The 12,923-nt window shown below is 52.0% G+C and carries 11 protein-coding genes and 1 tRNA gene; 11 read left to right on the top strand and 1 reads right to left on the bottom strand.

Annotated features, from left to right (window positions below; genetic code table 11):
* The first annotated feature begins 91 nt into the window (after positions 1-91).
* The 11 genes from ABKW30_RS15100 (at position 92) to ABKW30_RS15050 (ending at position 12,339) form a co-directional block, all read left to right on the top strand.
* Entirely contained in the window at positions 92-1,069 is a 978-nt protein-coding gene (locus ABKW30_RS15100) for a tripartite tricarboxylate transporter substrate binding protein BugD (protein WP_348599723.1), read from the top strand.
* Positions 1,070-1,153: 84 nt separating this feature from the next.
* Positions 1,154-1,615: a tripartite tricarboxylate transporter TctB family protein gene (locus ABKW30_RS15095; protein WP_348599722.1), complete on the top strand. Its 462-nt coding sequence runs from the start codon at positions 1,154-1,156 to the stop codon at positions 1,613-1,615.
* A 9-nt stretch (positions 1,616-1,624) separates the two neighbouring features.
* Entirely contained in the window at positions 1,625-3,127 is a 1,503-nt protein-coding gene (locus tag ABKW30_RS15090; RefSeq protein ID WP_348599721.1) for a tripartite tricarboxylate transporter permease, read from the top strand.
* Between the two features lie 112 nt (positions 3,128-3,239).
* A tRNA-Leu gene (locus tag ABKW30_RS15085) sits at positions 3,240-3,325 on the top strand.
* A 141-nt stretch (positions 3,326-3,466) separates the two neighbouring features.
* Entirely contained in the window at positions 3,467-4,225 is a 759-nt protein-coding gene (locus tag ABKW30_RS15080; protein WP_348599720.1) for a competence/damage-inducible protein A, read from the top strand.
* Positions 4,226-4,295: 70 nt separating this feature from the next.
* Positions 4,296-5,138: a universal stress protein gene (locus ABKW30_RS15075; protein WP_348599719.1), complete on the top strand. Its 843-nt coding sequence runs from the start codon at positions 4,296-4,298 to the stop codon at positions 5,136-5,138.
* A 141-nt stretch (positions 5,139-5,279) separates the two neighbouring features.
* Entirely contained in the window at positions 5,280-5,777 is a 498-nt protein-coding gene (gene gpt / locus ABKW30_RS15070; RefSeq protein WP_348599718.1) for a xanthine phosphoribosyltransferase, read from the top strand.
* Positions 5,778-5,967: 190 nt separating this feature from the next.
* On the top strand, positions 5,968-6,459 hold the full coding sequence (locus tag ABKW30_RS15065; RefSeq protein WP_348599822.1) for an NUDIX hydrolase: 492 nt from the start codon (positions 5,968-5,970) through the stop codon (positions 6,457-6,459).
* A gap of 589 nt (positions 6,460-7,048) precedes the next feature.
* Positions 7,049-10,849 carry a vitamin B12-dependent ribonucleotide reductase gene (locus ABKW30_RS15060; RefSeq protein ID WP_348599717.1) on the top strand — a complete coding sequence of 1,267 codons (3,801 nt, stop codon included), beginning with the start codon at positions 7,049-7,051 and terminating at the stop codon, positions 10,847-10,849.
* A 149-nt stretch (positions 10,850-10,998) separates the two neighbouring features.
* Positions 10,999-11,382 carry a YciI family protein gene (locus ABKW30_RS15055; RefSeq protein WP_348599716.1) on the top strand — a complete coding sequence of 128 codons (384 nt, stop codon included), beginning with the start codon at positions 10,999-11,001 and terminating at the stop codon, positions 11,380-11,382.
* Positions 11,383-11,442: 60 nt separating this feature from the next.
* Complete coding sequence (locus ABKW30_RS15050) at positions 11,443-12,339, top strand: dihydrodipicolinate synthase family protein (protein ID WP_348599715.1); 897 nt, start codon at positions 11,443-11,445, stop codon at positions 12,337-12,339.
* On the opposite strand, the gene ABKW30_RS15045 is transcribed toward ABKW30_RS15050, so the two are convergent.
* Positions 12,336-12,893: a helix-turn-helix domain-containing protein gene (locus tag ABKW30_RS15045; RefSeq protein ID WP_348599714.1), complete on the bottom strand. Its 558-nt coding sequence runs from the start codon at positions 12,891-12,893 to the stop codon at positions 12,336-12,338. The genes ABKW30_RS15050 and ABKW30_RS15045 overlap by 4 nt on opposite strands.
* Positions 12,894-12,923 lie beyond the last annotated feature (30 nt).

Below are 12,923 nucleotides of genomic sequence, written 5' to 3'. Positions count from 1 at the left end.
ATTCTGCTGACCGATGGAGAAAGCCAGCAAATATCTGTTCAGTAAAAGAAAGCGAAATCTACTAACAAGCTTTATTCTGGGAGGAACATTAATGCGTAAAATACTCATTTCATTGGCGGCAACCGCGACAGTTGCAATGACTTCAAGTGCGGCCTTTGCTCAGGGCTATCCCGAGCGGAATATTACAATGGTTGTGCCATTTGCCGCTGGCGGCCCCACCGACACGGTTACGCGGTTGATTGCTGAATCGATGTCCAAGGATCTTGGACAGCAGATTATCGTGGAAAATGTTGGCGGTGCAGGTGGAACTCTTGGTGCATCGCAAGTGGCCAAGGCAGAAGCAGATGGTTACACGCTGCTCCTGCACCACATCGGCATGGCAACCAGTGCCACTCTCTACCGCAAGCTTCCATACGATACGCTCAACGCATTTGAGTATGTCGGTCTCGTTACCGACGTTCCCATGACCATCGTTGCGAAGAAAGACTTCGAAGCCACCGATCTCAAGGGGCTCGTTGAATATGTGAAGGCCAACGCTGACAAAATCAGCCTTGCAAACGCAGGTATTGGCGCGGCTTCTCATCTTTGCGGGATGCTTTTCATGAATGAAATCAAGGTTCCTCTTGTTACCGTCCCGTATAAGGGTACAGGTCCGGCAATGACGGATCTGCTCGGTGGGCAGGTCGATCTGATGTGCGATCAGACGACCAACACGACCAAGCAGATCAAGGGCGGAACGATCAAGGCTTACGCTGTCACGTCAGCCAAGCGGCTTGACGCTCTTCCAGATCTCCCAACCGTTGAGGAAGCAGGCCTTCCAGGAATGCAGGTTGGTATCTGGCATGGTATCTATGCTCCAAAGGGCACACCAGCCGATGTGACCGAGAAACTCTCGGCATCGCTGCAAAAGGCGCTCAAGGATCCGAATGTGATCGCTCGCTTTGCAGAGCTTGGTACAGTTCCGGTGACTGACGCCGAAGCAACTCCTGCCGGTTTGAAGTCCAAGCTGGAAAGCGAAGTGGGACGCTGGAAGCCTATTATTGAGGCTGCTGGCCAATACGCAGACTAATATCAGAATTAGCCGGGGCATTGACGAATGCCCCGGTCCCTTTTCATTTTCAAATAGCGTCGGCTAACGGCGATTGGGGGATACATGAAATCCTTGAGTTTCAGCTCACGCGACATCGTATGCGGTGTTTTATTCATTCTTGTTGGCTTGTTCTTTGCGATACAGGCCTATGGGCTAGAGCTGGGCACAGCCTTCCGCATGGGTCCCGGCTACTTCCCATTCGTACTGGCCGGCATCCTCATCGTCCTGGGTATCATTGTTATCATTCAGGGCACGCAGATCGAACACGAGCCAATGGGACCGATTGCATGGCGGGGAATGATGTTCATTCTTCCTGCGCCCATTTTTTTCGGGCTGACTGTTCGCGGTCTGGGATTTGTTCCCTCGCTGTTTTTGACCGCTTTGATCGCGGCTTTTGCCAGTACCAAAATGCGACCCGGCATGGCACTGCTTCTTGTCGGAGGCCTGACGATCTTCTCCGTCATTGTCTTTAGCTATGCATTGGGACTGCCATTCCGCCGCTTCGGCCCTTGGCTCGGACAGTGAGGACGTATCATGGAACTCTTTAACAATCTCGTCCTTGGGTTTACTACTGCCGGTGCCCCTTGGAACCTTTTCTTCTGCCTGATCGGCGTAATGCTCGGCACGCTGATCGGTGTATTGCCCGGTATCGGCGCAACGGCAACAATTGCCATGCTTTTGCCGATTACTTTTCAGCTTGAGCCCGTCTCTTCGCTGATCATGCTGGCAGGCATCTACTATGGTGCTCAATATGGCGGTTCAACCACTGCCATCCTGATCAATATGCCCGGTGAATCGTCATCTGCCGTAACCGCCATTGATGGCTATCAAATGGCTAGGAAAGGCCGAGCGGGTGCGGCATTGGCTATCGCAGCCATTGGCTCGTTCTTTGCCGGTACTGTTTCTACGGTATTGGTCGCAGTATTCGCTCCGCCATTGACAGCGATAGCCTTGAAATTCGGTTCCGCCGAGTATTTTTCGCTGATGATCGTCGGTCTTGTTTCTTCCATTGCACTTGCTCACGGCTCGGTGGTGAAAGCGCTCGGAATGGTCGTGCTTGGCCTGTTGCTCGGGCTCGTCGGAACGGACATCTACACTGGCACGCCAAGATTTAATCTTGGTATTCTGGAGCTATCTGACGGGTTGAACTTCGTCGCGGTCGCCGTTGGTGTCTTCGGTATTGCAGAAATCCTGCGCAATCTCGAAAATGAGCATGATCGTGATGTGATGATCAAAAAGGTTACCAACCTTTGGCCTACCAAACAGGACTGGAAGGAAATGACGGCGCCGATATTGCGCGGCACCGCGATTGGTTCGGCGCTCGGCATATTGCCGGGGGGCGGCGCTATCCTTGCTTCATTTGCCTCCTATACCGTTGAAAAACGCATGTCCAAAACCCCGGGCGAGTTCGGCAAAGGTGCTATTGCCGGTGTTGCCGGTCCGGAATCGGCCAACAATGCAGGCGCGCAAACGTCGTTCATTCCTATGCTGACGCTTGGTATTCCGGCAAATCCGGTCATGGCGTTGATGATTGGCGCGATGATCATTCAGGGAATCGTGCCCGGACCGAACGTTGCCACTGAGCAGCCTGCCCTGTTCTGGGGTATTATTGCGTCAATGTGGATCGGCAATCTAATGCTGATCCTGTTGAATTTGCCCCTGATAGGGCTGTGGGTCAAACTGCTGACTATCCCCTATTATATGCTTTTCCCGGCAATTATCGCCTTCTGCTCAATCGGCGTCTATAGCGTCAACTCCAATGTGTTCGACCTTTATGCCGTGGCCTTCTTCGGATTGATCGGCTATGTGCTGGCCAAGTTACGCTGCGAGCCAGCACCATTGCTTCTCGGCTTCGTACTTGGCCCACTACTTGAGGAGCATCTGCGGCGTGCGATGATCATGTCACGAGGCGATCCCTCAACATTCGTCACCCGTCCTATAAGTTTGACGCTATTGCTGCTTGCTGCCGCGGTACTTGTTGTCGTGCTGCTGCCCAGCATCCGCAAAAAACGCGATGAGGTATTCGTCGAGGATTAATTGAAATCGGGATGACAAGCCGGTTTTGCAACGCCATCCTGATTTCATTAATACGACAACTCGCACAAACACCGTTGACGGAATCGATTGAACCGTTGAAAAGCATAACCGCGCGGACGTGGTGAAATCGGTAGACACAACAGACTTAAAATCTGTCGGCCATAGGTCATGCGGGTTCAAGTCCCGCCGTCCGCACCAACATGAACCCGGCTTTCAGCCGGGTTTTTTGTTGTTTCACAATGTGTTGAGAACGCACTCCCAGCAGGAAACGGTTTATCGATCAGGCTTGCGGCTGTCCGTTTCGGGAACTACGTTCCTTTTCCCATCAGGAGTCTTTCGATGACCGAAAAGAATGAAATTGTAACCGCAGCCATGCTCGCGATTGGTGACGAATTGCTGTCCGGCCGGACCAAAGACAAGAATATTGGCCACCTTGCCGATATTCTGACTGCTGTAGGGATCGATTTGGAGGAAGTCCGCATCGTTCCGGATGAACAAGATCGCATCGTCGAGGCGTTGAATGTTTTGCGCCAGCGTTATGACTACGTTTTCACTTCTGGCGGTATCGGGCCGACCCACGATGACATAACTGCCGATGCAATATCCAAAGCGTTTGGCGTTCCATGCGAGCACGATGCCAAGGCAATGCAGATCATGGGCGACAATTATGCTGCGAGAGGCCTTGAGTTTACCGAAAGTCGCCAACGTATGGCACGAATGCCAAAAGGCGCTACACATATCGATAATCCGGTTTCAACAGCACCCGGCTTCAATATCGGGAATGTTTACGTAATGGCAGGGGTACCATCCATCTTTCAGGCAATGCTCGACAATGTGATTCCCACATTGAAAGTAGGCACGCAGCTACTTTCGCAATCGGTGAACTGCCCGTTTGGTGAAGGCTCGATTGCTGTTCCTCTGGGTAATATCCAGAAAGAGCACCCTGACACCATCATCGGGTCGTATCCGAAGTATGAGAATGGCCGCTTTTCAACGGAACTTGTGGTCCGTGCGAGAGACGTGACGAAGCTGACATCTGCGGTAACGGCGGTGCAAGCCATGATCGCAAATCTGGAGGCAATGCAACTTCCGAGCTAGGGCATGGTCCATTCTAGTTGTATACTGTGGCTAGCCATGGTTCGATGACGCAAAGACAATGGAGGCCAAAATGGCATTTCGCACGATCATCGCTTTCATACGTAGTGAGCGGGAAGCAAAACGGGTCATTGGTGCGGCAAGATTGATCGCCTCATCGAGTGAGCGAACCCACATCATTGGCCTTTACACAATTCCTTCCCCTATCGTTTACGCTGATCCTACCGGGTTTGCCGATACGACGTTGTTCGAGGCGCATGAGCAACGTCACAAGGAAAACTCTGCGGTGATTACATCCGCATTCAATGCGGAGATGGCAAAAACAGCTATCTCACATGAATTTCGCATTGTGCGCTCGGAAAGCAGCAGTCCCTCTGCTGGCGTAACGCAAAGCGCCTTACGGGCGGATATTATTATTGCAGGTCAGCCCGACCCGAATGACCCTGATAGCGTCAACGACGTTACGGACCCTTTGGTTATGGAAAGTGGGCGACCAGTGCTCTTCGTTCCCTATAAAACACCTCTGCCTGAAAAAATTGATCGTGTCGTCGTAGCCTTTAATGGCAAGCGGGAAGCCTCGCGTGCAGCATTCGATTCGCTGCCTTTGCTGCTCAAAGCGGAAAGCGTGGACATTCTTTGGGTTGATCCAAGAAAATCCAATGATCCCAGCGTCGATATACCCGGCACGCCACTCTCCGATGCGCTTCGCCGTCACGGCGTAAACGTCAACCCATCGATTATCGATTCCAATGGCGAGTCAACCGACAAAATCCTGCGTCGTAGAATTGCCGATAATGGGGCAAATCTTTTCGTCATGGGCGCGTATAGCCAGTCCCGTTTGAAAGAGTGGGTGTTTGGCGGCGTTACCACCTCCATCATGGCCGACATGCCCTGTCTGACGCTAATGTCGCGCTAAAGCGACACAAACCGCCAATTTAGATACGGTAGGCGTGGGTAAACGGTGCAAGCTGCTTGCCATGCCCTAGCATTTCCCGCTATTGCGAGTTGCATTCCTTGCGGTTTCCCGCTTCCTCACTTGATCTATGGAGTGTATCCCATGTCCCTGCCCGACAAAGCTTTTCCGGTTTCCTGGGATCAATTTCACCGCGATGCCCGCGCATTGGCATGGCGCGTTGCAGGGATGGAACGTGAGTGGCGCGCTATGGTTGCCATTACGCGAGGCGGCCTTGTTCCCGCTGCCATCATTTGCCGGGAACTTGGCATACGTATGATCGAGACTGTCTGCATCGCTTCCTACCATGATTACGACGAACAAGGAGAACTCAAGGTTCTCAAAGACGTCGATGCACGTCTTCTGGAAAACGGTGGCGAAGGAATTCTCGTTATCGATGACCTGACAGACACTGGCAAAACTGCCGCCATTGTCCGCGCAATGATGCCAAAGGCGCATTTTGCTACAGTCTACGCGAAACCCAAGGGCCGCCCTCTCATCGATACGTTCGTTACAGAAGTATCCCAGGATACCTGGATTTATTTCCCCTGGGACATGGGCCTGACTTATCAGGAGCCAATCACAAAGGGCCACAAAGGTTAGAGATCGCTAAATCCGCAATTCTGAAAAAATCAATAAACCCAAGGAACAACTACCCGCCCCTCATAGTTGTGATCTTTTTGCACTGCTGTTCAAAAAAATGTCACAAGTCGCGTTTAAGCAAATAACTGTAGCCGTTGATCAATTGCGATTTGCACGAATCGGTTCAAACTTGCTGAAAACACAAGAAAGAATGAGTGGAGCCTTGAACATAGTCTATAAAGACGAGTTGGTAACTGCAAAACGGATCGAGATGCCTGATGGCCGGGTCCGGCAAGTTGCTGCGCTTGTGTATAGGCTTAAAAAAGATACTCTCGAAATTCTACTGATTACCAGCCGCGGTACCGGACGTTGGGTGTTGCCAAAAGGTTGGCCGCAAGTTGGTAAAACTTTTGCATGTTCGGCCGAGGCGGAAGCATTTGAAGAGGCCGGCGTAAGAGGCGAGATTAGTCCATTCACCGTTGGCACATATCGCTATGAAAAAGACGATATGTGCGAAGATGAAATCGGTGACTTCATTGTAGACGTCTTTCCGTTGGAATTTTCCCGTCAGGAAAAGAAATGGCCTGAGCGCGGCGAACGCCGCCTGGAGTGGGTCAGCCTCGAAGAAGCAGCTTTGCGGGTAGAAGAGCCGGAGTTAAAAGCTCTCCTGTTGAGTTTCGACCCATACCGAATTCCACGCTAAATAATTCTTACGCATTCGACCTCGCCGCGACCCGACCTGGAGCCACGCTGTCTTAGCAACGCGGCTAATTGGTTCTCCCCGTTATCCACATATGTGACACACAAGATGTTGCGGTCATAAATTTGTAAGAAACTATTTCTTGACGCCCTGACGCGAGTCACTTTTTATAGGAGACCGTTGCGTTAGTAGCGTGACCGGAGTGTTGGTAGCCGGTCTCTTTTTCCAGTTTGAACAATGCCTTAGACGCTGTTTTCATACGAAAACACGATCAGTAGAATTGTGACCAACGAGGGAGCGAAAGATTGTCCACAGGCTTGGATTTTTCTCTTATTAACACTATATTTAGTGTTTGCAGGCAGAATATCTACCAGATAGTGTGACAGTCCTTAAGGGACAAGAATCACAGGACAGGCGTCAAGAGGGCCATCAGGTCCGAAGATGATGCGGCTAACCCGCATCGAATACGGATCAGGATGCAGCGACTGGTTTCATTTATTTGGGCCAGGAATAGTGGGATTGTGTTCATGGCACGCTCAACGCTTCACATAGCGCCGGTTGAACACTATATATAGAGACAAGGACCAGAAAAATGCGGATCGAACGGCGTTTTACAAAAGAGAACCAGTCTGCTTATGCGGATCTAGAATTTCGCGTAGCGACCAGCGAAATCAAGAACCCGAACGGATCGGTCGTGTTCCGTCTCGAAAATATCGATGTTCCAGCCCAGTTCAGTCAGGTGGCTGCCGATATTCTGGCTCAGAAATATTTCCGCAAAGCCGGTGTTCCCGCCAAGCTCAAGAAGGTTGAGGAAAATTCTGTCCCTTCATGGTTGTGGCGTTCAATTGCCGACGAAGAAGCTTTGGCCGAATTGCCTGTCGATGAACGTTATGGCTCTGAAATGGATGCCCGCCAGGTTTTCGATCGTCTGGCTGGAACATGGACCTACTGGGGCTGGAAGGGCAAATACTTCGACAGCGAAGCCGATGCCCTCGCCTTCCGTGACGAACTTGCCTACATGCTGGCTACCCAGCGCGTTGCACCTAATTCTCCTCAGTGGTTCAATACCGGATTGCATTGGGCTTACGGCATCGATGGTCCCGGTCAGGGACATTATTATGTCGATCCTGAAACCGGCAAACTCACCAAATCAAAATCATCGTACGAGCATCCGCAGCCGCACGCTTGCTTCATTCAGTCCGTCGCTGACGATCTGGTCAACGAAGGCGGCATCATGGACCTTTGGGTTCGTGAGGCACGTCTCTTTAAATATGGGTCAGGCACGGGCTCGAATTTCTCGTATCTACGCGGAGAAGGTGAGAAACTTTCCGGTGGTGGACGTTCCTCCGGTCTTATGTCTTTCCTGAAGATCGGTGATCGCGCTGCTGGCGCTATCAAATCGGGCGGCACGACACGACGCGCTGCCAAAATGGTTGTCGTCGATGTCGACCATCCCGATATCGAAGACTATATCGACTGGAAGGTGAAGGAAGAGCAGAAAGTAGCGGCTCTCGTTACCGGCTCCAAGATCGTCAAGCAGCATCTGACAGCAATCATGAAGGCCTGCGTCAATTGCGAGGCTGACAATGGCGATTGCTATGAGCCATTGAAAAACCCCGCTTTGAAGCGTGAAATCAAGGCTGCGAAGAAGAGCCAGGTTCCTGAGAATTACATACAGCGCGTTATCCAGTTTGCAAAACAGGGTTACACGGATATCGATTTCAAGACCTACGACACGGATTGGGATTCAGAAGCCTATCTGACAGTCGCTGGCCAGAACTCGAATAATTCGGTTTCCTTGAAGGACGAGTTCCTGCGCGCGGTCGAAAACGATGGCGACTGGAATCTGACGGCCCGCAAGGACGGCAAGGTCATGAAGACCCTGAAGGCCCGTGACCTTTGGGAAAAGATTGGTTATGCCGCTTGGGCTTCAGCTGATCCGGGTCTGCATTTCAACACGACAATGAATGATTGGCATACATGCCCGGCTGCCGGTCCCATCCGTGCATCCAATCCATGCTCGGAATATATGTTCCTTGATGACACGGCGTGCAACCTCGCATCGATCAACCTCCTCACCTATCGCGGCAAGGATGGTAAGTTCGACATCACGGGCTACGAGCACACCGCTCGCCTGTGGACCGTCGTTCTTGAAATTTCTGTCATGATGGCGCAATTCCCTTCAAAGGAAATCGCCAAGCTCTCCTACGAGTATCGCACGCTTGGTCTTGGCTATGCCAATATTGGCGGCCTGCTGATGACCTCCGGCATTCCATATGACAGCGATGAAGGCCGTGCCATTGGCGGGGCCCTCACCGCGATCATGACAGGTATCTCCTATGCCACGTCGGCTGAAATGGCGAAAGAACTTGGTGCCTTCTCTGGTTATGCGCCAAATGCAGCGAACATGTTGCGTGTCATCCGCAATCATCGCCGTGCAGCCCATGGCGAAAAGCAGGGTTATGAAGGCCTCGCAGTTAATCCGGTTGCACTGATTGCAGATCATTGCCCGGATCAGGACCTTGTCACTCACGCAAAATCAGCTTGGGACAAGGCACTTGAACTTGGCGAAAAGCATGGCTTCCGCAATGCGCAGGCCACAGTCATCGCACCGACAGGCACAATCGGCTTGGTTATGGATTGCGACACGACAGGCATCGAGCCGGACTTTGCACTGGTAAAATTCAAGAAGCTTGCTGGCGGCGGTTACTTCAAGATCATCAATCGTGCCGTTCCCGAAGCGCTGCGCACGCTCGGTTACTCCGAAAGCCAGATCGCCGAGATCGAAGCTTATGCGGTCGGCCACGGCAATCTCAATCAGGCTCCGGCAATCAATCCCGGTTCGTTGAAAGCCAAGGGCTTTACGGACGAGATCATCGCAACTCTCAACACGGCACTGAAGTCCGCTTTCGACATCAAGTTTGCAGTGAACAAATGGACCATTGGCGAAGATTTCGCCAAGAACGTTCTTGGCTTTACCGATGAGCAGCTCAACGATATGTCGTTCGAAATACTGCCAGCCCTCGGCTTCTCGAAGAAGGAAATTGAAGCGGCCAATGTGCATATCTGCGGTGCGATGACTTTGGAAGGCGCCCCCTTCCTCAAGGAAGAGCATTACCCTGTGTTCGATTGCGCCAACCCATGCGGCAAGATCGGCAAGCGGTATCTTTCTGTTGATAGCCACATCCGCATGATGGCTGCAGCACAGCCGTTTATTTCCGGAGCCATCTCCAAGACAATCAACATGGCCAACGAAGCCACAGTCGAAGATTGCAAATCTGCTTATATGCTTTCCTGGAAGTTGGCGCTCAAGGCAAACGCGCTCTACCGTGACGGTTCAAAGCTTTCGCAGCCGCTGAACTCTTCCCTGCTTGCTGACGAGGACGAAGATGAAGACGATGCAATCGAGGCTTATGTTGAAGCTCCAGCAGCAGCCCGCGCTGTGCAGATCACCGAGAAAATCGTCGAACGCATTGTAGAAAAGTACGTTCATGATCGCGAAAAACTGCCGAACCGCCGTAAGGGTTATACCCAGAAGGCAGTCGTCGGCGGTCACAAGGTCTATCTTCGGACAGGCGAATTTGATGATGGCCGTCTCGGCGAAATCTTCATCGACATGCACAAGGAAGGTGCTGCCTTCCGTGCGATGATGAACAATTTTGCCATCGCGATTTCCCTTGGCCTTCAATATGGCGTGCCACTCGAAGAATATGTCGAGGCATTCACCTTCACCAAGTTTGAGCCAGCAGGCATGGTTCAAGGCAATGACGCGATCAAGAACGCAACGTCGATCCTTGATTACCTGTTCCGTGAATTGGCAGTCTCCTACCTTGACCGCCATGATCTTGCCCATGTGGATCAGTCCGACTTTTCAAACACATCGCTTGGTCGCGGCATTTCCGAAGGCAAGGCAGAGCCGGTTTCAAAAGGCCTGACACGCGGCGCTTCTCTAACAGTAGTCTCACCGAGCAAAGCTGATCCAAAGGGTTTTAGCAACGCAGGAGGGACCGGCGTGGTCAGCGCGCCAAAGGCAACTGCGTCATCAAATGTCACAACCCTCGCTGCCCGCTCAACAACGGCACTCGCCACAAAACCTGCCATTGCCATAGCAACTCAGGAATCGACTGGCTTCAAACGCGATTATGAGGAGCAGACGAAGGAAGTCTCCCCGGAGACAAGTCCCTCTGCGGCGTTGTTCGAGGATACAGATGCGGAAGCTGCTGCCGAAGAAGCAAAAGCTGCCGCAAAGAAAGTGATCTCTGACCGTCGTATCAAATCGATGATGCAGGGTTACACGGGCGACAGTTGCTCGGAATGCTCGAACTTTACGATGGTGCGCAATGGCACATGTCTGAAGTGCGACACATGCGGAAGCACGAGCGGCTGCAGCTGATCATATTTGACGTAACGGTGTTCTAAAAATGGGCTTTCCCTGTCTGGGGAAGGCCCATTTTTTTGACCTGCCTTTACGCGAACGAGTTGCAGCGTTGATCATTTCCACTAGAGTTCCGGTCGCAATTCATAAAAAAGAGGGGGCAATTCATGTTCTACGCAATTCTGGCCTATCACAAAGAAGAAATTGTCACCTCTTGGACCAAAGAGGAAGATGCGGCGCTGATGACCGAGTTGCTGGCAGTCAATGAGCGTCTGGTAAGTGAAAAAACTCTTGGACCGGCTGCCCGGCTTGGCCCAACGGGTCGTGCGGTAACGCTACGCGGCAAAGATGCCGGGATAGTAATCGATGGTCCCTTTGCTGAAACCAAAGAGCAACTATTGGGTCTCTATGTTGTCGATTGCCCCTCGCTTGAAGCCGCTGTCGCGATAGCGCGTGACCTGCGCCGCGCCAATCCGACGGCAGTCTACGAAATTCGCGAGATTTTGCTTTACCGTCCCGGAACCCCGTTGACGGCGAACGATGAGAGCTAGATAGATTTTGACACTAGCTATTCTACCATAACCAGCTTCCGTCACATTCAGGATATCAGCATGAAATCGTCGATCTTCCATGGGTTGTCAGCGTTTCCCATCACGCCCTGCGATGACAATGGCCGGATAGATGAAAATGGCCTTTCAAATATCCTCGGCCGACTGGCAAATGCCCGTGTCGATTCTATCGGCCTTTTGGGAAGTACAGGTACATATATGTACCTTGATCGGGCAGCAAGGCAGCGAGCAATCGAGATCGCCAGGCAAAGTGTTGGAACTGAAGTTCCCCTCATCGTCGGAGTTGGCGCATTGCGCACCAATGAGTCGGAACAATTCGCAAAAGATGCCGAACAAGCAGGCGCGTCAGGGCTTCTTCTTGCGCCTGTCTCATATACACCGCTGAACAGTGAAGAGGTGTTTCAACACTACGTCTCGGTGGCTGGCGCCACTCGCCTTCCCCTATGCATCTACAACAATCCAACAACCACGCATTTTACATTCGACGTTGCGCTTATTGAGAGACTGTCAAAAATCGATAATATCGTGGCTATAAAATACCCCGGAGCGCCAGCTTCGGAAATGCCATCTGTGATCAAGCCTCTTCGCGACGCAGTTTCCGCCGACTTTTCTGTTGGATTCAGCGGCGATTGGAATGCGGCAAATGCGTTAATGGCTGGAGGCGATGCATGGTACAGCGTGGCGGGCGGACTTTTACCTGTTCCATGTCTGGAACTGACACACGCCGCGAAAGCGGGAAATCATAGCGAAGTCAAACGGGTAGACGAACTTTTGCAACCACTCTGGGCTTTATTTCAAGAGCTGACGAGCATTCGCGTGATGTATGCCGCTGCGGATATATTGGGATTGACGCATTCCAATCCCCCGCGACCGATACTTCCGATTGCAAAATCCGAGCACCAGCGCATTGCACGCGCCCTGGAAGGATTATCCGCCTAGGAGCCAGCGTTTACTGTAGCGGCTTCTGCTTCGGCAATCAGCGCCTTGACTGCACGGTTCATTGGAGCTTGATCACCCATTGTAGCCAGCCATAGGGTAGCGCCTTCGAGACGCAATAGTGCATCGGTTGCCATTTGCTCGGCGAGTTCGGCTCCAACTCCGATTGCAAGAATATCCTGCAAACGTTTTCGAGACCCGAGAAAGAAGTCGCGGACAGCTTCCCTCGCCTCGGGTGTTTCATCTGTGACGCCATAGGCCAGATGCAGTCCGACGCAGCGCTTAGACTCAATCAGACCAGATGAAATGCCTTGGAGAGCCGCCGCATAGGCAATGCGCCAGTCCGGGTTTTCCAGTGCAGGATCGTCGAAGGTCTCCGCCAATGTAAGCGACATTACCTCGGGAACCAGCGCTTCCTTGTTTTCAAACCGCATATAGAGGCTTGCTTTTTTCAAACCGACATTCGTTGCCAAAGCCTGCATCGATGCCCCGGCATAGCCATATTGCCGAAAGAGTTCCCGAGCTGCCTTGACGATGTCTTCTCGCGCTACCTTCATGATATTTTCCAAATAAAACCGATCGGTAGT

It is taken from the genome of Phyllobacterium sp. SB3, from assembly GCF_040009165.1.
Taxonomy (GTDB): domain Bacteria; phylum Pseudomonadota; class Alphaproteobacteria; order Rhizobiales; family Rhizobiaceae; genus Phyllobacterium.
Note: the sequence above shows the minus strand (reverse complement) of the source record. Positions and strands in the feature narration are given on the sequence as shown.

Coding starts and splice junctions, on each gene's coding strand:
- ABKW30_RS15095 (WP_348599722.1), top strand. CDS start 1,154: ATGAAATCCTTGAGTTTCAGCTCACGCGACATCGTATGCGGTGTTTTA.
- ABKW30_RS15080 (WP_348599720.1), top strand. CDS start 3,467: ATGACCGAAAAGAATGAAATTGTAACCGCAGCCATGCTCGCGATTGGT.
- ABKW30_RS15100 (WP_348599723.1), top strand. CDS start 92: ATGCGTAAAATACTCATTTCATTGGCGGCAACCGCGACAGTTGCAATG.
- ABKW30_RS15050 (WP_348599715.1), top strand. CDS start 11,443: ATGAAATCGTCGATCTTCCATGGGTTGTCAGCGTTTCCCATCACGCCC.
- ABKW30_RS15055 (WP_348599716.1), top strand. CDS start 10,999: ATGTTCTACGCAATTCTGGCCTATCACAAAGAAGAAATTGTCACCTCT.
- ABKW30_RS15090 (WP_348599721.1), top strand. CDS start 1,625: ATGGAACTCTTTAACAATCTCGTCCTTGGGTTTACTACTGCCGGTGCC.
- ABKW30_RS15065 (WP_348599822.1), top strand. CDS start 5,968: ATGAGTGGAGCCTTGAACATAGTCTATAAAGACGAGTTGGTAACTGCA.
- ABKW30_RS15060 (WP_348599717.1), top strand. CDS start 7,049: ATGCGGATCGAACGGCGTTTTACAAAAGAGAACCAGTCTGCTTATGCG.
- ABKW30_RS15045 (WP_348599714.1), bottom strand. CDS start 12,893: ATGAAGGTAGCGCGAGAAGACATCGTCAAGGCAGCTCGGGAACTCTTT.
- ABKW30_RS15075 (WP_348599719.1), top strand. CDS start 4,296: ATGGCATTTCGCACGATCATCGCTTTCATACGTAGTGAGCGGGAAGCA.
- gpt (WP_348599718.1), top strand. CDS start 5,280: ATGTCCCTGCCCGACAAAGCTTTTCCGGTTTCCTGGGATCAATTTCAC.